Genomic DNA, 20235 nt, shown 5'->3' with positions numbered 1-20235 from the left:
CATGTCGGGGCCCCGATGCGGGCAGCACATTGACACTCGCCATCTTTTGAGAGTTACTTTCACTTGACTGCGCGGGAACGCAGCGCCGAGCGCCCGATCCCCCGTCACCGCGCGGTTCGGGGCGCGCGCCACGATGGCGGCGGGCCTGGTCGTGCTCGCCTTCGCCGCGCTCCTCGGCAGCCGTACGACGGTCGACAGCGGTTACGGCTTCACGGCGCTGTGGGTCTCCGTCGCCGGGGTCGGCTTCGGCTTCGGCTTCGCCGTCGTCCCGGCGATGGACGCCGCGCCGGCCGCCCTGCCCGCGGACCGTGCGGGCAGCGGGTCCGGGCTGCTGATGACCGTGCGGCAGACGGGCAGCGCCCTCGGGATCGCGCTGCTGGGCGGCCTGCTCGCCGGTGCGTACAGCGGCCGGCTCGACACCACCGGCGTACCGGCCGCCGCCGCCGCGGACACGGCCGGCGACTCCGTCGTCGCCGCCCATGTCGTCGCGGCGAAGCCCGGCGCGCGGCGGCCGGCCGACTCCGCGGACACGGCGTACCTCCACGGCATGAGCGTGGTCCTGCTCGTCATCGCTGTCGCGGCCCTGGTGTCGGCGCTGCTGGTCGGGGCGTTCCTGACGAACCTCCCCACCCCGTCGCAGGAGCGGACGGACATGGCCCCGGCACCCGCTGATGCCTGACAATGGCGACCATGGCCGCCACCTCTCGTGCCCCTTCCGTTTCCGCCCCCGGGACGCCTCCCACGATGGGGCTGCGCGAGCGGAAGAAGCTCAAGACCAGGATCGCGATCCGCCGGGCGACGTACCGGCTGATCTCCGAGCAGGGGTACGACGCGACGACGATCGAGCAGATCGCGGAGGCGGCCGAGGTGTCGCCGAGCACTGTCTTCCGGTACTTCGCGACCAAGGAGGACATCGTCCTCACCGACGAGTACGACCCGGTCATGGAGGCCGAACTGCGGAACCGGCCGGCCGACGAACCGCCGCTGGAGTCGCTGCGGTTCATCATGGCCGAGGCGCTGACGGCGTTCCTCGCGAGCGAGGAGGAGGAACTGCGGCAGCGCACCCGGCTGATGGTGGAGGTCCCCGCCATCCGGGCGCGGATGACGGAGACCATGTCGGACACGGCGAAGGTGCTGGCCCAGGCACTCGCGGACCGCAGCGGGCGCAACCCCGACGACCTGGAGGTCCGGGTGTTCATCGCAGCGGTGCTGGGGGCACTGCGCGAGGTGACGCTGTACTGGGGCGAGCACGGCCAGGAGGGCGACCTGATCGCGATGATCAACCAGGCGCTGGACACGCTCGAAGGCGGGCTGACGCTGTAGCCGGGCTGACGCTGTAGCCGGGGCTTCGCCCTCAGTCCCCGGACGACTCCGCCCTCAGTCCTCCGACGGGCCCGATCCGAGGGTCCGCGCCAGCTCCCGCGGGTCCGTCGTCGGAGCGTCGCACACGAAGTGCCGGCACACGTACGCCGTCGGCGCCCCGCCCACCATCGGCCGGTCCGCCAGCAGCGGGAACTCCGTCCCCGCCGTCTCCCCCGCCGCGACCACCGCGCCGGGTGCCCGGCCCAGCAGCGCCGTGCGGTGCAGTTCGCCGCCGACGGGCCCCGCGACCGCGACCTCGCGCGGCCCGTCGAGGAGCGCCTCGGCGACCGCAAGCCCCCAGCCGATGAACCGGGGAACCCGCGGCCCGAGCGCCTTCACCACCCCCAACGCGCCCTCGGCGGCGGCGCGATGGGCCTGAGAGCCGGTGTGCGCGGCGTACGAGAGCAGCGCACCGGCTGCCGCCGTCCAGCCCGCCGGGGTCGCGCTGTCGGTGGGGTCCTGCGGGCGGTGGATCAGCTGCTCGGCGTCGTCCGCCGTGTCGTACAGCTGCCCGCCCTCGCCGGTGAAGTGCTGGAGCACGATGTCGAGCAGGAAGCCGGCGAACTCCAGCCAGACCCCCTCGCCGGTGACCGCGGCCAGGGCGAGGAAGCCCTCCGCGACGTCGCCGTAGTCCTCCAGGACCCCGGCGTGCCCGCCGGACCGGCCGTCCTTCGAGGTCCGGTCCAGCCGGGCGACGTCGCCCATGTGGACCCGTACCAGCAGGTCCGCCGCCTCGGTGGCGCGCTCGATCAGGTCGGGCCGGTCGAAGTACGCCCCCGTCTCGGCGAGCGCGGCGATCGCCAGGCCGTTCCAGGCGGCGACCACCTTGTCGTCCCGCCCGGGACGCGGGCGCGGCTCACGGGCGGCCAGCAGCCTGGCCCGGATGCCGGCGACCCGGTCGTCGTCCGCGTCGGTGCCGGTCCGCGCGAGCCGGAGGACCGAGGCGCCCTCCTCGAACGTGCCCTCCTCCGTCACATCGAAATACGCGGCGGCGAACTCCGCGTCCTGATCGCCGAGGACCTCGCGCAGCTGCTCGGGCGTCCACACGTAATACGCGCCCTCGACATGCCGGCCGGTGCCGTCCTCGCTGTCGGCGTCGAGCGCGGAGGCGAAACCGCCCTCCGCCGTACGCAGCTCGCGCACCATGAAGTCGGCGGTCTCCAGGGCGACCCGGCGGGCCTGTTCCGAGCCCGTCGTCCGCCACAGGTGGGCGTACACCCGGCAGAGCAGCGCGTTGTCGTAGAGCATCTTCTCGAAGTGCGGGATCAGGGGCCCGTCGGGCCCGCGCAGTACGTACCGGTGGAAGCCCCCGCCCACCTGGTCGAACAGGCTCGACCGCGCCATGGCGGCGCACAGCCCCTCGGCCATGTCGCGGGCCCCTTCGGACTCCGTCCGGGCCCAGTGCCGGAGCAGGAACTCGACGACCATGCTCGGCGGGAACCGGGTGTTTCCGGCGAACCAGCCGGAGGCGGGGTCGTACTCGCGGGTGAGTCCGAGCAGCGCCTCGGCGAGTTCCGCTTCACCGGGCAGTCCGGCCTTCGTGTAGTCCAGCTGCCGGCCGGCCAGATCCCGCACGATCTTCTGCGCCACCTCGGCCACCTCGTCGGGCCGCCCGTCCCAGGCCGCCCGTACACCCTCCAGCACCTGCATGAAGGACGGCGACCCGTGGCGCGGCTCGGGCGGGAAGTACGTACCGAAGTAGAACGGCTGACCGTCCGGGGTCATGAAGACCGACATCGGCCAACCGCCCTGGCCGGTCGCCGCCTGGAGGGCCTCCATGTAGACGGCGTCGATGTCGGGCCGCTCCTCCCGGTCCACCTTCACGGACACGAAGTGCTCGTTCATGAAGGCCGCCGTCTCCTCGTCCTCGAAGCTCTCGTGGGCGAGGACGTGGCACCAGTGGCAGGAGCTGTACCCCACGCTCAGGAACACGGGCACGTCACGCCGGCGCGCCTCCTCGAAGGCGGCGGGCTCCCACGACCACCAGTCGACGGGGTTGTCCGCGTGCTGAATGAGGTACGGGGACGTGGCGTGCGCGAGTCGGTTGGGCATGCCCCAATCCTTGCGCACTCGGCGGGGCCGTGCCCAGGCGCCACGGGACAGCTCACAGGCGGGTGCGCAGCGGGGCGCGTGCCGGGGGTACGGGGTCGGGGCCGCGGCCGGGGTCAGCCCGCCCACCGTCCGGAGAGGAAGGTGACGGCGAAGACGGTCATCAGGGGTGCCACGACGGTGAGATAGGCGGTCCTGACGTGGCGACGCCGCAGGCTCCAGACGGCGAGGCCGGTCCACAGGGGCCACCACAGGAGGGTCGCGCGCGGGATGGAGGTGTACCAGTAGGACGTACCCAGGGCCCACAGGGTCAGGGCGATGTACACGGCTTCCGGCCAGCGTCGCTGCCGGATCAGGACGGCGCACAGGCCGATGCCGATCAGCATGGTGAGGAGTTCGGCCTGGGACATCAGGGCGTACCCCGTGCTCTGGGAGTGCCCGAAGGCCGCGTGCCAGGTGTTCTGCCAGGCCTCCCAGGGGGTGTGGAAGCCGCGGTACCAGCCGCGTTCCTCCGCGTGCTTCCAGGCCATCCAGTCGCCGGTACGCGTGTGCAGGTACCAGCTGTAGAGCAGCGGCGGGAGGGCGGGCAGCGCCAGCCAGGGAAGACGGCGCCAGTGGGCGGCGGTGCGGGCGGTGGCCAGGAAGTGGACCGCGAGGGCCGCGGCGAGGAAGAGGCCGCTGACCCGGACGGTGGTGGCCAGGCACGTCAGGGCGGCCGCGAGCGGCCAGTTGAGGCGCTGGGCGGCCAGCCAGGCCGGCAGGGCCAGGGCGAGGAAGAGCGCCTCGGTGTAGCCGGCGGCCAGGAAGACCGCGCACGGGGAGAGCAGGAAGAAGAGGGCGGCGCGCTGTCCGGCGTTCTCCTGGGCCGGGTGTCCGGCGTTCCCCTGGGCCGGGTGTCCCGCGCTTCCCTCCTGCGGCAGCTGTCCGGTCTCCTGCGGCAGCTGTCCGGCGTTCTTCTGCGGCAGCTGTCCGGTCTCCTGCGGCAGCTGTCCGGCATTCTTCTGCGGCAGCTCTCCCGCGCCCCTCGGCGGCAGGTGCAGCCGGGCGATCCGGGCCAGGGCCAGTACGGCGATGCCTCCGGCGACGAAGGAGATCAGCGCCCCGGCCGCGGGCCAGCTCGGGACGATGGTGTGGACGGCCCGCAGCAGGTAGGGGAAGCCGGGGAAGAAGGCTTCTCTGTTGTCCCATTCGGATATCCAGGGGCCGGACCCGCCCGGGAAGTAGCCGTCCTGGGCTATGTGCAGGTAGTGCCACCAGTCCCACCGCTGCCACGGCGCGAAGAACGAGGCGGGGTCATGGTTCTTACGGTCGTCGGCGAACAGCCAGCGCATGCAGTAGGCGGTGGTCCAGATGCCCACCCGGGTCAGCAGGTACAGCCACAGCACCTCGCGGTCGGCGGGCCCCAGCCGGCGGCAGAGCCGGACGAACCGCCGGCCGAAGGATGTCGTGCCCGGTGACGGCGTGCCGCCGGGCGACCCGGGAGCGGTCCCGGGTCGGGCGGGCGGGCGTTCACGCTGCCGCTGGGGGGGCGAAAGGGTCACAACAGAATCTCCTGGCCTGGATCGGATGTGCGCGTGCCTGGTGCCCCTTCCGGCGGGCGCGGTTCGGGGCACGGGCCGAGCGGCCCCGGTCGGCACGGTCCGGGGTGCGGAAGTCGGGATGTCGCGGGATGTCAGGGGGGCGAGCTGGTGCTCCGGGTGGGCGTGGCCGGTGTTCCCGAGGCGCTCCGGCCGGGGGTGGTCGGTGTTCCCGAGGCGCTCCGATCGGGGGTGGTCGGTGTTCCCGAGGCGCTCCGGTCGGGCGAGGGGGCGCCCGTCGGCGGCGGGCTCGTGCGGGGCGGGGAGAGCAGGGGAGAGGGCTGCGGGGCGGAGGGGGTGGTGGCCGGGACAATAGTGCCCGTACTGTCGGGCAGGAGTGTCGCCACGGCCGCGCCCGTACCGGAGAAGACCAGGCAGGCGCCGACCGCCAGCGCGAGAATCCGGTGCCTGCGCACGCGCTCCCCGCGCGCGGTGATGTACGAGGGCGGAGCGGACCGGGCGCGGAACCGGCCGGCGGCCGCGGCCTCCTTGAACAGGGACCGCAGCGGGTCGTCGGCTTCAGACACAGGGCCCCTCCTCGGTACGCGGATCCTGCAGGCGGTGCGAGAGCGTGGCCCGGCCCCGGGCGAGATGCGTCTTGACGGTGCTGGCCGCCAGACCGGTCTCCGCGGCAATCTGCTCGACCGTCAGATCGCATACGTAGTGCAGGGCCAGCGTGCGGCGCTGCTTGGCCGGCAGATCCCGGAGCGCTTCCACGAGCGCCACCGACTCCGGGCCGGGCGCCTCCGCATGGAGCGGGGCACCGCTGCGCCGCCAGGCATCCGCCGCGCGGCGCCGCCCGCGCCACCGGCTCACCGCCAGCCGCCAGGCGACCGTACGGATCCACGCCTCGGGCTGCCGGTCACGGTCGAGGTGACGCCGTCGGCTCCATCCCTTGACGAAAGCCTCCTGCACCACGTCCTGCGCCTCGTGCTGGTCACCGAGCATCACGAACAACTGCCCCGTCAGCCGGGCGACCGTCTGCGCATAGAACTCTTCGAACTCCTCGACGGTCAACAAAAAGCTCCTGGATCTCCTCGGTCTCACCGGGCCTACGCCCGGCACCCCGCATCCGGACTACACCAGACCCGGAGAAACCGGCGTGACGGTCATCACACCGGCCGCCCGGGACCGGCACACACCACTGCCGCCGCGCCTCGGCCGCGCGGTCCGACCGACCGAAAGCCCCGAGCCGGCCGGACACACCGGCCGGCGGATTGCCGGCCCACCGGCATGGCGGCTCAGGTACGGGGAAGTCTCACGGTCCAGGCGAGACGGCACACCCACATCCTCTCTCAGGCCCGGTCGGCCGCCTCGCTCCCCTCGCGCCGACGCACCGTACGCAGGACACTGGGCGGCGACGACGGCCGAGGCAGGTGTCATCGTCGTATCCGGAGGGGGACTCACATGCGGGACAGCCATCGGGCGGAAGCCGAAGGGCTGTTGGTACGCGCCGTCGAGGAAGAGGTACGGCGCTCGGGCGGGCGGGCCGACGCCGGTGCGCTGACAGCACGCGGGCGGGCGGCACTCGATTCCCTGACGGCCGCCGCGGCCGACGAGTACGCCGCGTATCTCCAGGCGCTGGACGCGGCGGAGGCCGGGCAGCAGCCGCTGTCACAGCGGTTCAGCCGGGCCGCCCTTGGAACTCCCCTGCTGGTCACGGGAGTTGCCGCAGTCGCTGCCTTCGGTGCCGATGTCGCATTCGGCACGGCGACGGGGCCGGCCCTCGGCGCAGGCGCCGTCGTCGCGGTCGCGGGGGCCACGGCGACCGTCGCCAAGGTCACCGCGTCGCACTGGCCCGCCGCCCACCGCCGCGCGGGCGCGCTCGGGCAGCCCGGCGGCGCCGAACAGCTGCGGCTGCAGTGGCTGGCGGCGCTGGAGGTACGGGGCATCCGCCCGTTCCTCGACCAGCAGCGGATGCTCACCGCCTCGTCGCGCACACCGGCGAAGAAGGTCCCCGCGCAGTCGCGGACCGCCCCGCAGCTGCGGGGCGGGGACCGCAGCGCCGCGGCCCGCATGCGCGCGCTCCTGGACCAGTCGTTCGGCCATCTGCCCGCGGCCGACGGGCCGTTCGCCGGCCGGCGGGCCGAGCTGGCGCAGATCGGGCAGTGGGTGCGCGAGGCCCGCGCGTCGACGGAGACCAAGCCGACCGTCGTCGTCCTGCACGGCACGCCCGGCGCGGGACGCACCACGCTCGCGGTGCGGGCGGCGCGCAGCCTGAAGGATCAGTTCCGGGGCGCGTGCGTGGTGGACCTGCGCGGCGATGTGTCCGGGGAGGCGCCGCTGCCGACCCGGGACGCGCTGCTGCATCTGCTGAACCGGCTGGGCGCGCCCCGCGAGCAGCTGCTGTTCCGCGAGAGGGCCTCCGCCGAGCAGCAGGTGCGGCGGCTGAGCGAGCTGTACCACCAGCATCTGACCGGCACGCCCGTGACGATCGTCCTCGACGACGCGGCCGACGCGGCCCAGGTCCGCACGCTGGTCCCCGAGCGCTCCGACAGCCTCGTCCTCGTCACCGCCCGCGAGCCCCTGGAGCTGCCCGCCGACATTCCGGCCCGGGTCCATCACCTGCCGGTCGGCGCGCTGGACGCGGCGGGCGCGGAGGAGCTGCTGCGCGAGGCGGCCGGGGCGGCGGAGGAGGAGCCGTACGACGCCCGGTCGACGGACAGCGTCGTGGAGCTGTGCGGCGGGCTGCCGCTGGCGCTGCGCACAGCGGGCTCCTCGCTCGGCGCACGTACCCGCGGCGCCCTCGCCGCCGATCTCGCCGCGTACGGTCCGGTCGCGCCGGTCGAGCGGGCGCTGTGGCTGCGCTACACCGACCAGTCCGAGCAGGCGCGGCGGCTGCTGCGCCGGCTCGCGCTGGCCGGGCGGGCCAGCCTGGGCGCCGCGGCGGCGGCCGCGCTGCTCTCCGCCGACGAGCAGGAGGCCGAGCGGCTGCTGACGGCCCTGGCCGGGGCCGGGCTCCTGGACCACGTACGGGGCTCGCGCTACCGGCTCCACGACCTCGTACGGGGCTTCGCCCTGGACCGGCTGCGGGACGAGGAGGCGGCGGCGGACCGTACGGCCGCCCAGGAGCGGCTGATCAAGAACTACGCGGAGCTGGCCGGTGCGGTGATCCGCATGGTGGACGGCAAGATGTCCACCCGGGCCGGGCAGTTCGGCTCGCACGGGTTCGGTTCGCTGGATTCGGCACTGCGCTGGCTGGACGACGAGTCGAGTTTCATCACGTCGGCGCTGCGGCACGCGGAGGGCGTCGACCAGGGGGCCGTACTGGATCTGCTGGGCGCGCTGTGCGACTACTGCCTGCTGCGGGGCGACCTCTACCGGCTGGGCGAGATCAGCGAGTTGACGCAGGCCGTGGACAAGGGGCTGCTGGAGCGGTCCGTGCAGTGGCGCACCGGCATCGCGGCCCGTCAGCTCGGCGAGCTGGACAAGGCCCGCACCACGCTGTCGTCGGTCGTCGGGCTCTACCGCGAGGCGCAGAACGAGGCGGGTACGGCGCTGGCGCTCTGCTCGCTCGGCATCACCCTGCACCACCAGGGCAATCTGACCGAGGCGTCGGCGCGGCTGCGCGAGGCGATCGCGTTGCAGTCCTCCGACGAGCAGGCCGAGGACCGGGCCTGGTCGCTGCACGCCCTGGCCGCCGTCGAACGGGACCGGGCCCACCTGGCCCAGGCGCTGACCCTCCTGGACACCGCGCTGGCCCTGCACCGGGAGGGCGAGTCGCTGCACGGCGAGGCGTGGACGCAGTTCCAGCTGGGCCAGACCCTGCTGCGGATGGGCGACGTGGAGCGGGCGGAGGAGGCGCTGCGTACGGCCCTGGATCTGTACGGCCGTACCCGTGACGAGCGCGGCGAGGCGTGGGCGCTGACCCAGCTGGCCCGCGCCCGGCTGCTGGACGGCGACCCGGCCCCGGCCGTCGAACAGCTGGAGCAGGCCCTGGCCCGGCATCGCGACAACGAGGACGCGCGCGGCGAGGCGTGGACGCTGTACTACCTGGGGCAGGCCCTGGAGGAGAACGGCGACACCGACCGGGCGGTGCGGCAGCTGGAGCGGGCCCGCACGATGTTCTCCCGGATGCGGGACGTGTACGGGCTGGCGTGCGCCCGTCACCACTCGGGCCGGGTCACCCGCGATCAGCGGGCCGCGCAGACCGGGAACCTCCGCAACTCCGGCTTCGCCCGTCAGCTCCTGGTCGACGCCCGGGCCGACTTCCGGCGCATCGGCGTCGCCCACGGCGAGGCGTGGACGTGTCTGGAGCTGGCCCTGATCGACGCGGGCAACAACCGCGCCCCGCAGGCGCTGGAGCTGTGCGACGAGGCGGCGGAGCTGTTCGACTCCTACGGCGACACGCGGGGCACCGACTGGGCCCGCTTCCTGCGCTGCACGCTGCTGCCGTACGCGTCGCCGGGCGGCAGCGAGGTGGGCGCGGTGGTGGCCCAGCAGGAACTGGCCGACCTGCTCCTGGCGGGCCACCCGACGCGCGACAGCAAGCTGGAGGACTGCGCGGAGGCGTACCGGGTGGTGCTGAACCGCGGCGTGGACCTGGAGGACGGCTGGCAGGCGTGGCGCCTGGGCATGACACCGACGCGCCACGCCCGGGAGGTCATGGGCGTACCGGTCCCGCCCACGACCAGCCCGTCCGACGTCTGAGGACATCGCTGCCCCCGGCCGGGCACGACCGCCCCGCCCGTCGTCAGGCGTACGGGGCGGTCACCGGAGGCCCCGGTACCGCCCCGCGCCTACTTCCGCTTCGCGGACCCCGCCGCCACCGGGGCGTCGGACGCCTCCGCCGGGTCCGGGGCCTCCACGAAGTCGACCTTGCCCATGTGCCGGTTCATGGACTTCATCAGCAGCCATACGCCGACGGCGAGCACCGCGAAGACGATGAAGCCGAGGACGCCGGGGGTCACCTTGTTGTCGTCGACCTCCTTGGCGAGAGGGACGAGATGGGTCAGTGCCTGGGTCGCGTACATATCAGGCATTGTTGCGGATGCCCGCGAAGAGGTCGCTCTCGGGGAGGGAGGTATCGACGAGAGACTTCGCCAGCTCGTACTCCTCGGTCGGCCAGACCTCCTTCTGGATGTCCATCGGAACCCGGAACCAGCCGCCGTCGGGATCGATCTGCGTCGCGTGCGCGATCAGCGCCTTGTCACGGATCTCGAAGAAGTCCGCGCACGGAACGTGCGTGGTCAGCGTGCGTTCGTCGCGCTCGAACTCCTTCCAGCGCTCCAGCCACTCGCCGTACGGGGACTCCAGGCCGCGGGCCAGCAGCGCCTCGTGGAGCGCCACCGTGCGCGGCCGGTTGAAGCCCTGGTTGTAGTAGAGCTTCTGCGACTGCCAGGCCGGGCCGAACTCCGACTCGGGGTACAGCTCGGGGTCCGCCGCACCGTCGAAGGCGATCATCGTGATCTTGTGGGTCATGATGTGGTCGGGGTGCGGGTACCCGCCGTTCTCGTCGTACGTCGTGACGACCTGCGGCCGGAACGCTCGGATGCTGCGGACGAGGCGGCCGGCGGCCTTCTCCTCGTCCTCCAGTGCGAAGCAGCCCTCCGGCAGCGGCGGCAGCGGGTCGCCCTCGGGCAGACCCGAGTCGACGAAGCCGAGCCACTCCTGGTCGACGCCCAGGATCTCCCGGGCCTCGTCCATCTCCTTCTTGCGCACCTCGTGGATGTTCTCCTCGATGTACGCGTCGCCCTGGAGCTTGGGGTTGAGGATGGAACCGCGCTCGCCGCCCGTGCAGGTCACTACCAGCACGTCCACCCCCTCGGACACATACTTGGCCATGGTGGCCGCACCCTTGCTCGACTCGTCGTCGGGGTGGGCGTGAACGGCCATCAGTCGCAGCTGCTCAGTCAAGACTCGATCCTCAGTGTTTCGGCGCGTGGGCAGGCTTCTATAGTGACCGAACCGGGGGGCGGAAAATTCCTCGATCCCCGGCACAGGAGGAACGATCATGACGGCGGTGCGCGAAGCGCTCCCGGAGAACCGCTACGGCCGCTCCGCGGACCAGCGCGCGGACCGCAAGCTCAGGATCATCGGCTCGGTGCTGGGCGTCGCCCTGCTCGGGATGGTCGGCTGGATCGGTTACGGCTACATCACCGGGCAGGGGATCAGCGCCGAGGTGATCAAGCGCCAGGTCGTCTCGGACGCGCGGGTCGATGTGCACCTGGAGGTGCGCAAGGACAAGAACGTCAAGGGCTCCTGCACCCTCCGCGCGCAGCACGAGGACGGCAGCGAGGTGGCCCGCAAGGACTTCCGCTTCGACGACCGCACCGACCGTGTCGACCGCGTCCTGTCGCTTCGTACGACGTCCAGGGCGACCAGTGTCGAGCTGCTGGGCTGCACCACCGACGACGGGGCGGCACGTTAACCGCCGCACGCCAGCGCTTCATCGCTCTTGTCGGTGCTGACCTGCGCAAAACGCGGTCCCGGCGATTACCTTCTCCCCCTTTTCCCGGGGAATTGTTAGGCTCGTGGTTTCGCCCACCCGTGGCGGCACATGCTTACGGGTAGGGCGATGCTTTGTATACCCAGTACCGACGAGGAGCACCCTGTGACCCAGACCAGCGAAAACGTCACCTGGCTCACGCAGGAGGCGTACAACCAGCTCAAGACCGAGCTGGAGTACCTGTCTGGTCCCGCGCGCACGGAAATCTCCGTAAAGATCGCGGCGGCCCGTGAGGAAGGTGACCTCCGGGAAAATGGCGGATACCACGCGGCCAAGGAGGAGCAGGGCAAGATGGAGCTGCGCGTGCGCCAGCTCACCCAGCTCCTGGAGCACGCGAAGGTGGGTGAGGCACCCGCCGACGACGGCGTGGTCGAGCCCGGCATGGTGGTGACGATCGCCTTCGACGGCGACCCGGACGACACCCTGACCTTCCTGCTCGCCTCGCGTGAGTACGCGAGCTCGAACATCGAGACGTACTCCCCCCAGTCCCCGCTCGGCACCGGCGTGAACGGCAAGAAGATGGGCGAGGACGCCGAGTACGAACTGCCGAACGGCAAGTTGGCCACCGTGAAGATCCTCGCGGCGAAGCCGTACACGGGCTGATCCCGCAGCACTGACGCGAGGAGCCTCCGGCCCGGTGGGCCGGAGGCTCCCCGCATGTGCGGCGCGCCTCGGACCGCGACCTGCCGGTACTTGCGCACCGCCAGTGTGCGGAAGACCACAAGGATCAGCAGCGACCTGAGCAGCGACGCCCGTGACCGGGTGTACCACCGGCCAGGCGTCCGACGGCGACACGCCGGGGTTGCCGAAAAGCACCCGGCAGGCCTGGACGAACACATATGGCTTACACGCACGCGGCTACCGGGCGGCGCCGCCAGGTATCGCAACGCGATATATCGCGACGCACAAGAGTCAGCTCATCACGAGGTAGCCCGCGTCGCGCAGCGCCGCCGAGACCTCCTCGCAGTGCTCCGGGCCCTTCGTCTCCAGGTGCAGCTCCACCTCGACCTCGGTGAGCCCGAGCCGGGGGTCGGTCCGCACATGGCCGATGTCGAGCACATTGGCGTCGACGACCGAGAGCACGGCCAGCAGCGTGGCCAGCGCGCCGGGGCGGTCGGCCAGCCGCAGCCGCAGGCTCAGATAGCGGCCGGCCGCGACCATGCCGTGGGTCAGGATGCGCTGCATCAGCAACGGGTCCACGTTGCCGCCCGACAGCAGCGCGACCACCGGCCCGCGGAACGACTTCGGATCGCTCAGCAACGCCGCGACCGGGCTCGCGCCGGCCGGTTCCACCACCAGCTTCGCCCGCTCCAGACAGAGCAGCAGCGCACTGGACAGCTCGTCCTCGGAGACCGTACGGACCTCGTCGACCAGCTCCCTGACCAGCTCGAACGGCACATCGCCGGGGCGCCCCACCTTGATGCCGTCCGCCATCGTGTTCAGCGTGTCGATCGACACCGGATGCCCCGCGGCCAGCGACGGCGGATAGCAGGCCGCGCCCGCCGCCTGCACGCCGACGATCCGCACATCGGGCCGGAGCGCCTTGACCGCCACCGCGATGCCCGCGGCGAGACCGCCGCCGCCGATCCCGACGACGATGGTGCGCACCTCGGGGCACTGTTCGAGGATCTCCAGGCCCACCGTGCCCTGTCCCGCGATGATGTCCGGGTGGTCGAAGGGGTGGATGAAGACCGCACCGGTCTCCTGCGCGTACTCCTCGGCCGCGGCCAGCGTCTCGTCGACGACATGGCCGTGCAGCCGGACCTGCGCCCCGTACTGACGGGTGGCGGCCACCTTCGGCAGCGGCGCCCCGACCGGCATGAAGACCGTCGACCGTACGCCGAGCAACGCAGACGCGAGTGCGACACCCTGCGCATGGTTTCCGGCGCTCGCGGCCACGACTCCGGCCGCCCGTTCCACCGGGGACAGCCCGGCGATCCGTACGTATGCACCACGCAGTTTGAACGAACCGGTCCGCTGCAGGTTCTCGCACTTGAAGTGGACCGGCGCGCCGACAAGCTCCGTCAGGTGGCGGCTGCCCTCCATGGCGGTCACCCTGGCCACACCGGAAAGCATCTTCTGCGCCCCGAGGATGTCATCGAGGATCAGCGGGGGAAAGCGGCCGGTCGCACGGAAGTTCATACCGCAAGTCTTGCAGCTCGGCGGGGTGCCGGACGCCTCGTACGATCCCGGACCGCCCCGTTGTCCACAGGTTTGTGCAGCGCTGGTACGCGTTGCACCGAGGCCGCGTACTCTGTCCCCCACCCATCCGACACCGCACGAAGAGAGCCCCCGGCCATGCCCCCTCAGGACATGACGACAGCTGCGTCTCCTTCCGGGGGCGCCACCCCCGAATCCACGGGTTCCGACCACGTCCTCGATGCGCTGCAGCACCAGGTCGCGGTATTCGCCCGCCGTGCCGAGCAGACCCGCCTCGGCGGTGTCGGCCAGGTGCGCAATTCCATGGACCGCGCCGCCTACCTGCTGCTCAACCGGCTGGACCGGGAAGGCCCGATGGGCGTCAAGGCGCTGGCCGCGGCCATGGGAATCGACTCCTCGACCGTGACCCGGCAGGTCGCACCGCTCGTCGACACCGGCCTGGTCAAGCGCACCTCGCACCCGGAGGACGGCCGGGCCGTCGTGCTCCAGCTGTCGCCGCGCGGCCAGGCACGGCTGGAGGAGGTCCGCGCCTCCCGGCGCGAACTCATGACGCAGGTGACGGACGACTGGACGCCCGAGGAGCGCGAGACGTTCTGCACACTGCTCACCCGGTTCAACACGGCACTGGCCGCCCGGCAGACCTCGCACCACGCTCCCCGGGCCGGATAGCGGAACAGCGGGAGCCGGCCGCGCCCGGAGCCGCTGGACGGGCTGCCGCGCGCACACCTCTTGACCAGGCGGCCCCGCAAGGGCTCGGATGAGGACTGTGCGAGAGCGCCAGGCGGGCCGGGAGCGGCGCCGCGCCCAGGAGTTCGAGGCCTTCGTGGCGGGCGCGGCCGGCCGACTGCTGCACACGGCCACGCTCCTCACCGCCGAACCCCTGCGGCCGCCCGGGGCGAACCCCCGGGCCCAGCGGATGCTCACAGCCGCACTGGCACGCACCTACGCGCAATGGGAACGGCTGCGCGGCGAGGACCCGTACGACCGCACCCGGCGGGAGCTGGCCGTCCGGTTCGCCCACGAGGTCCGGCGGCACCACCGGCCGCGCGGCGGTCCGCTGGACCGGCTGACCCCGCAGGAACGCCTGGTCCTCGTGCTCCGGCTGTACGAAGGCGTCGCGGAGGAGCAGGCCGCGGCGCTGCTGGGGCTTCCGGTGGACCGGGTCCGGGCGATCTGCAACCGCTCGGTGGCCACGATGCGCGGCACCCGCCGCCCCACGGCGCGGCGGGGGTGGCAACGGCCCCTGGAGACCGCGCCGTGAGCCGCAGCGGGGAGGACGAGGTCCGGCACATGCTGGACGGCCCGCACCCGCAGGTCCCCGCCGATCTCGCACAGCGGGCGGCCGAGCGCGGCGCCCGCCTGCTGCACCGGCGGCGCCTCGCCCGCCGGCTGATGCTGCTGCTGGCATTCGCCGCGGTGGTCGCGTTCACGGTGTGGGCGGTGACGGCCCAGCCGTGGCAGGTGCCGCCCGCCGAGACGACGCCGCCGCTGGACGGCTGGTGAGGGCAGGTCCCGGGCGACCCGGCGAACTATCCTGGAACGGGGCGCCATGGGAACCGGCCGAGGAGGCTGCGATGGCCAGGAAAGTCGCCGACTGCCGCAAGTATCCGAGCGTCACGAACTGCTCCCTCACCATCTCGGGCGAGGAAGAGGAAGTCGTACGGGCCGCGGCGGAGCACGCGGTCTCCGTCCACAAGCACACCGACAGCCCGGATCTGCGCGAACAGATCCGGGCATCGCTGGACGACGAGAAGACCTGAGCCCGAGCCTGACGTGGTGCCGCGCGAACGGGTCCGGGCACCGGGCATCGTTGGACGACGAGCAGGCCGGAGCCTGACGGTGGTGCGGGCGACGGGCCGGACGGGCTTGAGCGATCAAGCCGGGTCGGCCCGTCGGACGCACCTCGCCCGTGTGCGTCGGCCCCGATCCGCCGGGCAGGCCCTATCCGAGCGCCTGCGTCAGATCCGCGATCAGGTCGTCGGCGGACTCGATGCCGACGGAAAGCCGGACGAGGTCGGCCGGCACCTCCAGCGGGGACCCGGCCGCCGAGGCGTGCGTCATGCGGCCCGGATGCTCCACGAGCGACTCGACGCCGCCCAGCGACTCACCGAGGGTGAACAGCTTCGCCCGGTTGCAGACGTGGACCGCCGCCTCCTCGCCGCCCACGACCCGGAAGGACACCATGCCGCCGAAGGCCCTCATCTGCTTGGCGGCGATCTCGTGGCCCGCGTGCTCGGGCAGCCCCGGGTAGAAGACCTGGGTGACCTTGGGGTGCCGGATCAGCAGATCGGCGATCTTGGTCGCGTTCTCGCTGTGCCGGTCCATGCGGACCGCGAGGGTCTTGATGCCGCGCAGCACCAGCCAGGCGTCGAACGGTCCGGCGACCGCGCCCATCGCGTTCTGGTGGTACGCCAACTCCTCGGCCAGCTCCGGGTCGTTGACGATCAGCGCACCGCCGACGACGTCCGAGTGTCCGCCCATGTACTTGGTGGTGGAGTGCACCACCACATCGGCCCCCAGGGCGAGGGGCTGCTGAAGGTAAGGACTGGCGAAGGTGTTGTCGACGACCAGTCGCACACCCGCCGCGCGGGCCACTTCGGCGATCGCGGCGATGTCGGTGATGCCGAGCAGCGGGTTGGACGGGGTCTCCACCCAGATCGCCTTGGTGCGCGGGGTGATCGCCGCCCGTACCGCCGCCACGTCCGAGGTGTCGGCGACCGAGAAGTCCACGCCCCACCGCGAGACGACCTTCGCGAACAGCCGGAACGTGCCGCCGTAGGCGTCGTTCGGGATGACCACGTGGTCGCCGGGGGTGAGCAGCGTACGCAGCAGGCAGTCCTCGGCGGCGAGTCCGGAGGCGAAGGCGAGCCCGCGGCGGCCGCCCTCCAGAGCCGCGAGGTTGTCCTCCAGTGCGGTACGGGTCGGGTTGGCGCTGCGGCTGTACTCGTAGCCGCCACGCAGTCCGCCCACGCCGTCCTGCTTGTACGTGGACACCTGGTAAATGGGCGGAACAACGGCGCCGGTGAGGGGATCGGCGGTATTTCCCGCGTGGATCGCGAGAGTCTCGAAACTCTGCTGGTCATTCATGGGGCCCGAGCGTAGTTCGTTACGAGGGCGCCCACCGGGCTACCGGGCCGTCCGGTGACAATGGGGGCATGGAGATTCTCTGGTTCCTGCTCGCGCTGTGCATGCTCGCCGCGGTCGTCGGCCCCTTCGTGTTGCGCCGCCGCGGCGGTATCCGCCAGGTCCTGCCCGGTTCGCCGGACGCCGCCGACCCGGACACGTACGGCTTCGCGCGCCAGGAGGAACTGGACATCCGGCTGCCGGGCCCGGACCAGGATCTCCTCGATGTGCTCGACGTCGTGCAGCGCACCCAGGACTGGCGGGCGGCCTCGCAGTTGCTGGCCGGTACGCCCAAGGAGGGCGAGGTGCGGTGGCAGCGGGTGCAGGCGTTCGCCGGTGCCGCCTCGCTGGAGCTGGCGCGGCAGCCCGGTGTCGGCGGTGCGTGGCTGCGCACGTGGCGGGCCGAGGCGCCGAAGGACGCGGGCGGCGCGGCGGTGCACGCCGAATTCCTGGTGCAGCAGGCGTGGCGCTCGTCGACCGCGGGGACGGACGACTTCCGGATCATCCTGGAGGAGGCCCGCACGGTCTGCGGCGAGGCGGCTCTGCTGGCGCCCGGCGACCCGGTCCCGTACCTCGTCGAACTGGCCGTCTCCCGCGGACTCGGCTACTCCCACGAGGAGTTCGACCAGCTCTGGGCGAAGGTGATCGACCGGGCCCCGGCCCACATGGGCGCGCACATCGCCGCGCTGCACTACTGGTGCGAGAAGTGGCACGGCTCCCGCGAGGCGGCCGACCGCTTCGCCACCACGGCCGCCGCCCGCGCCCCGCAGGGCTCCCTGCTGGCCGCGCTGCCGCTCTTCGCGGTGTACGAGCATCTGCCCGAGGTCAATCTCGTGCAGGGCTTCTACCGCAGCGCGGTGGTGACGAAGGCGGTCGAGGGCGCCCTGTTCGCGGTGCACGCGGCCCGTGCGGACGACCCGATGCTCGCCCACGTCCGGCATCTGCTGGTCCTCTTCCTCGTCCGGATGGAGCGCTGGTCGGAGGCGATGAACCAGTTCGTCCACATCGACGGCCACGTGGGCGCCCTGCCGTGGACCCAGAGCTCCGACCCGGCCGCCGAATACACGGTCTACCGGGCCCTCGCCGTCGCCGGCTACGAGGCGAACGGCGGCAGCCCGGCGACGCTGCCGCGGTAGCCGTGTGCGGAATCCATAACGCCCCCGGCGCGTTGTAGTGGGGGCAGACCGACCCCAGGAGGAGCCCCCGCATGTTCCTGCAACGCCGTACCCCGCAGCTCCCCACCCCGGAGGAGGCCCTGAAGGGCCGCCCCACCCCCGAATTCACCGTCCCGTCCCGCCACACGGTCCTGGGCAACCCGCTGCTGGGCCCGTACCCGGAGGGTCTGGAGGTCGCGGACTTCGCGCTGGGCTGTTTCTGGGGCGCCGAGCGCAAGTTCTGGCAGACGGACGGCGTCTGGACGACGCTCGTCGGCTACCAGGGCGGCTACACGGAGAACCCCGCGTACGAAGAAGTCTGCTCGGGCCTGACCGGCCACACGGAAGCGGTCCGCGTCGTCTTCGACCCGAAGACCGTCTCGTACGCCGAGCTGCTGAAGCTGTTCTGGGAGTCCCACGACCCGACCCAGGGCTTCCGCCAGGGCAACGACGTGGGCACGCAGTACCGCTCGGCGATCTACACCCACTCCCCCGAGCAGGCGGCAGCCGTGGCAGCCTCCCGCGAGGCGTACCAGAAGGTCCTCACGGGCTCCGGGTACGGCGAGATCACCACGGAGATCCTCCCGGCGGAGGGCCGCACGTTCTGGCCGGCCGAGGCACTTCACCAGCAATACCTGGACAAGAACCCGGCGGGCTACTGCGGGATCGGCGGGACGGGTGTCTCCTGCCCGATCGGGGTGGCTCGGGCCGACGGCGAATGAGCCCTGGATTCGCCCTCGGCCTTTCGTCGGTACTCCCCTGGTGACAAGTAGCGTGCCGATCCTGTGACAACTACCGGTCCTGTGCCACAGCGCCCCCGATCAGCTGAGTCCCTGCTCAGACGCGGGGAGTTTCCTCCGCCTCGTCGTCGGCCGCGGACCCGTCGGCGGGTGCCGGAGCGTCGCGGTCCTGGACGCGGCGGCGGTACTCCCACAGCAGGACCGATGCGGCCATCACGCCGAGTGCGATGGCGAGTTCCTTGTATCCGCCGTAGCCGGTGATCGCGAAGCCGGTGGCGCCGACGACCAGGATGACGCCCAGCAGTGCGGTCAGGACCCAGGCCAGCGGCACGAAGAAGTTCGGGAGCCGGATCGGACGCGCCAGGTCGGGCCGGTCCCGGCGGAGGAGGGCGAAGCCGGAGATCGCCAGGATGTGGGTGAGGATGTAGCCCAGGTTGCCGGTGACGATGATCGCCAGCGGGGTCTTGAGCACCACCAGCACGACCACGTTGAGCATCAGTGCGACGGTGAGCGCGCGGGCCGGTACGCCGCGCCGGTTGAGCACGCCGACCTGACGGACCGTGACGCCCTGCCGTCCCATGCTGTACAGCACGCGTGAGCCGTCGGCCAGCCCGGTGATCATGATGAGCAGCAGCGAGGCGATAAGGAAGACGATCATCAGGTCGGCGGCCCCGCCGACCAGGTCGTGGAAGGCTCCGACGTAGAACGCGGTCGGATCGTCGCCGATCGTCTTCTCCCCGACGTAGCCGGAGAGCGCCAGCGGCAGCAGGATGAAGATGCCGAGGCAGAACAGCACGCCCGCGCGCAGCGCCCGGGAGGTGTCCCGCACGGTCTCCTTGTACTCGGGGGCGAAGGTCGCGCACACCTCCACGCCGAACGAGGTCCAGGCCATGATGTACAGCCACACCAGGGCCTCGCGGAGTCCGCTCATGCCGTGCAGGTTCCAGTGCAGCCCGGCCGTGCTCCAGTCACCGGAGAGGAACGGTCCCACGATGAAGACGGCGAGCGGGATCAGCAGCACCCCGCCGGTCACGTAGACCACCCACATCGCCGCGTGCAGGCCGTACATCGCCGCCCCGTACAGCAGCGCCATGACGACGAGACCCACCACGATCGGCAGGCTCAGTTCCGCCACGCCGAGGTCGAGCGTCCAGTTCTGGTCGGGGAGCCACTGTGCCTGCACCAGGGAGCCGATGATTCCCGCGTACACCGACAGCGCGGTGGTCCAGGGAAGCCAGTAGCCGATGCCGGCCAGGGCGCCGACGACAGGGGCCCGGCTGCGCCAGCCCTCGGTGGCGTAGTGCGCGATACCGCCCGACGACTCGGGGAACATCGCGGCCATCTCGGTGTAGATCCAGTTGGTGGCGGTGGCCAGCACCATCGACACCGTCCACAGGACGATCGCGCCCCACGCGCCGAGCCCCCCGATGGAGGCCCCCAGCGATGCGATCAGCGCCGCCGGCATGGTCAGCGACATCGCGAACCCGTCGTACCAGCGCATCTTCTTGGCAAGGGCAGGTTGCTCGGACATGGGTGTCCCCTTCAGACGGAGAGCGGGGCTTCAGGCGTAGAGCACAGGGCTTCAGACAGAGAGCACAGGGCTTCAGACAGAGAACACGGGG

19 protein-coding genes and 2 pseudogenes are annotated in these 20235 nt (G+C 71.9%); 11 read left to right on the top strand and 10 right to left on the bottom strand.

The genetic code is table 11. The features are described 5' to 3' along the window. Positions 1-82: 82 nt before the first annotated feature. Positions 83-679: pseudogene (locus ACFVV1_RS00875) on the top strand (MFS transporter); the annotation flags it as partial. 11 nt (positions 680-690) lie between these two features. Continuing rightward, a complete protein-coding gene (locus ACFVV1_RS00870) occupies positions 691-1323 on the top strand; it encodes a TetR/AcrR family transcriptional regulator (RefSeq protein ID WP_389982461.1) in 633 nt (210 codons plus the stop codon). 54 nt (positions 1324-1377) lie between these two features. On the opposite strand, the gene ACFVV1_RS00865 is transcribed toward ACFVV1_RS00870, so the two are convergent. The 4 genes from ACFVV1_RS00865 to ACFVV1_RS00850 form a co-directional block, all read right to left on the bottom strand. Then, the gene (locus tag ACFVV1_RS00865; protein WP_389982458.1) at positions 1378-3414 is read right to left on the bottom strand and encodes a thioredoxin domain-containing protein; all 2037 of its coding nucleotides are present in this window, start codon (positions 3412-3414) and stop codon (positions 1378-1380) included. A gap of 113 nt (positions 3415-3527) precedes the next feature. Next, positions 3528-4742, bottom strand: a complete 1215-nt coding sequence (locus ACFVV1_RS00860) for a mannosyltransferase family protein (RefSeq protein WP_389983864.1) — start codon at positions 4740-4742, stop codon at positions 3528-3530. A gap of 341 nt (positions 4743-5083) precedes the next feature. Beyond that, the gene (locus ACFVV1_RS00855; protein WP_389982456.1) at positions 5084-5515 is read right to left on the bottom strand and encodes a hypothetical protein; all 432 of its coding nucleotides are present in this window, start codon (positions 5513-5515) and stop codon (positions 5084-5086) included. Continuing rightward, positions 5508-6005: a SigE family RNA polymerase sigma factor gene (locus tag ACFVV1_RS00850; RefSeq protein WP_389982453.1), complete on the bottom strand. Its 498-nt coding sequence runs from the start codon at positions 6003-6005 to the stop codon at positions 5508-5510. Before ACFVV1_RS00850 ends, ACFVV1_RS00855 begins: the two co-directional genes overlap by 8 nt. 390 nt (positions 6006-6395) lie before the next feature. On the opposite strand from ACFVV1_RS00850, the gene ACFVV1_RS00845 reads away from it, so the two are divergent. Then, positions 6396-9638: a tetratricopeptide repeat protein gene (locus tag ACFVV1_RS00845; protein ID WP_389982450.1), complete on the top strand. Its 3243-nt coding sequence runs from the start codon at positions 6396-6398 to the stop codon at positions 9636-9638. Positions 9639-9727: 89 nt separating this feature from the next. On the opposite strand, the gene ACFVV1_RS00840 is transcribed toward ACFVV1_RS00845, so the two are convergent. Next, positions 9728-9961, bottom strand: a complete 234-nt coding sequence (locus tag ACFVV1_RS00840) for a hypothetical protein (RefSeq protein WP_389982447.1) — start codon at positions 9959-9961, stop codon at positions 9728-9730. A gap of 1 nt (position 9962) precedes the next feature. Beyond that, positions 9963-10844: a mycothiol conjugate amidase Mca gene (gene mca, locus ACFVV1_RS00835; protein WP_389982444.1), complete on the bottom strand. Its 882-nt coding sequence runs from the start codon at positions 10842-10844 to the stop codon at positions 9963-9965. A gap of 97 nt (positions 10845-10941) precedes the next feature. On the opposite strand from mca, the gene ACFVV1_RS00830 reads away from it, so the two are divergent. Next, entirely contained in the window at positions 10942-11358 is a 417-nt protein-coding gene (locus ACFVV1_RS00830; RefSeq protein ID WP_389982441.1) for a DUF4307 domain-containing protein, read from the top strand. Between the two features lie 183 nt (positions 11359-11541). After that, positions 11542-12039 (top strand): transcription elongation factor GreA, encoded by a 498-nt coding sequence (greA, locus tag ACFVV1_RS00825; RefSeq protein WP_389982439.1) that lies wholly within the window; start codon positions 11542-11544, stop codon positions 12037-12039. A gap of 74 nt (positions 12040-12113) precedes the next feature. Here the strand turns inward: greA and ACFVV1_RS00820 are convergent. Together ACFVV1_RS00820 and ilvA are read right to left on the bottom strand one after the other, a co-directional pair. Further along, a pseudogene (locus tag ACFVV1_RS00820) lies at positions 12114-12267 on the bottom strand (ABC transporter permease); the annotation flags it as partial. Positions 12268-12348: 81 nt separating this feature from the next. Then, positions 12349-13578, bottom strand: coding sequence for a threonine ammonia-lyase (ilvA, locus tag ACFVV1_RS00815; RefSeq protein ID WP_389982436.1), 1230 nt, complete (start codon positions 13576-13578; stop codon positions 12349-12351). 156 nt (positions 13579-13734) lie between these two features. On the opposite strand from ilvA, the gene ACFVV1_RS00810 reads away from it, so the two are divergent. From ACFVV1_RS00810 to ACFVV1_RS00795, 4 genes are all read left to right on the top strand, one after another. Next, positions 13735-14265 (top strand): MarR family winged helix-turn-helix transcriptional regulator, encoded by a 531-nt coding sequence (locus ACFVV1_RS00810; protein WP_389982433.1) that lies wholly within the window; start codon positions 13735-13737, stop codon positions 14263-14265. A 97-nt stretch (positions 14266-14362) separates the two neighbouring features. Beyond that, positions 14363-14857 (top strand): sigma factor-like helix-turn-helix DNA-binding protein, encoded by a 495-nt coding sequence (locus tag ACFVV1_RS00805; protein WP_389983861.1) that lies wholly within the window; start codon positions 14363-14365, stop codon positions 14855-14857. Beyond that, positions 14854-15099 carry a hypothetical protein gene (locus tag ACFVV1_RS00800; protein ID WP_389982430.1) on the top strand — a complete coding sequence of 82 codons (246 nt, stop codon included), beginning with the start codon at positions 14854-14856 and terminating at the stop codon, positions 15097-15099. Before ACFVV1_RS00805 ends, ACFVV1_RS00800 begins: the two co-directional genes overlap by 4 nt. A gap of 71 nt (positions 15100-15170) precedes the next feature. Further along, on the top strand, positions 15171-15356 hold the full coding sequence (locus tag ACFVV1_RS00795; protein ID WP_389982428.1) for a DUF1059 domain-containing protein: 186 nt from the start codon (positions 15171-15173) through the stop codon (positions 15354-15356). Positions 15357-15537: 181 nt separating this feature from the next. On the opposite strand, the gene ACFVV1_RS00790 is transcribed toward ACFVV1_RS00795, so the two are convergent. Further along, positions 15538-16683, bottom strand: coding sequence for a cystathionine gamma-synthase (locus ACFVV1_RS00790; RefSeq protein WP_389982425.1), 1146 nt, complete (start codon positions 16681-16683; stop codon positions 15538-15540). Between the two features lie 68 nt (positions 16684-16751). On the opposite strand from ACFVV1_RS00790, the gene ACFVV1_RS00785 reads away from it, so the two are divergent. After that, the gene (locus ACFVV1_RS00785) at positions 16752-17855 is read left to right on the top strand and encodes a hypothetical protein (protein WP_389982423.1); all 1104 of its coding nucleotides are present in this window, start codon (positions 16752-16754) and stop codon (positions 17853-17855) included. A 71-nt stretch (positions 17856-17926) separates the two neighbouring features. Next, positions 17927-18595, top strand: a complete 669-nt coding sequence (gene msrA / locus ACFVV1_RS00780; RefSeq protein ID WP_389982420.1) for a peptide-methionine (S)-S-oxide reductase MsrA — start codon at positions 17927-17929, stop codon at positions 18593-18595. A 115-nt stretch (positions 18596-18710) separates the two neighbouring features. Here msrA and ACFVV1_RS00775 read toward each other — a convergent pair whose 3' ends face one another. Then, positions 18711-20144: an APC family permease gene (locus ACFVV1_RS00775; protein WP_389982417.1), complete on the bottom strand. Its 1434-nt coding sequence runs from the start codon at positions 20142-20144 to the stop codon at positions 18711-18713. Between the last annotated feature and the right edge of the window lie 91 nt (positions 20145-20235).

The sequence above is a fragment of the Streptomyces sp. NPDC058092 genome (assembly GCF_042884935.1).
Taxonomy (GTDB): domain Bacteria; phylum Actinomycetota; class Actinomycetes; order Streptomycetales; family Streptomycetaceae; genus Streptomyces.
This window is presented reverse-complemented; position numbering and strand designations above follow the sequence as displayed.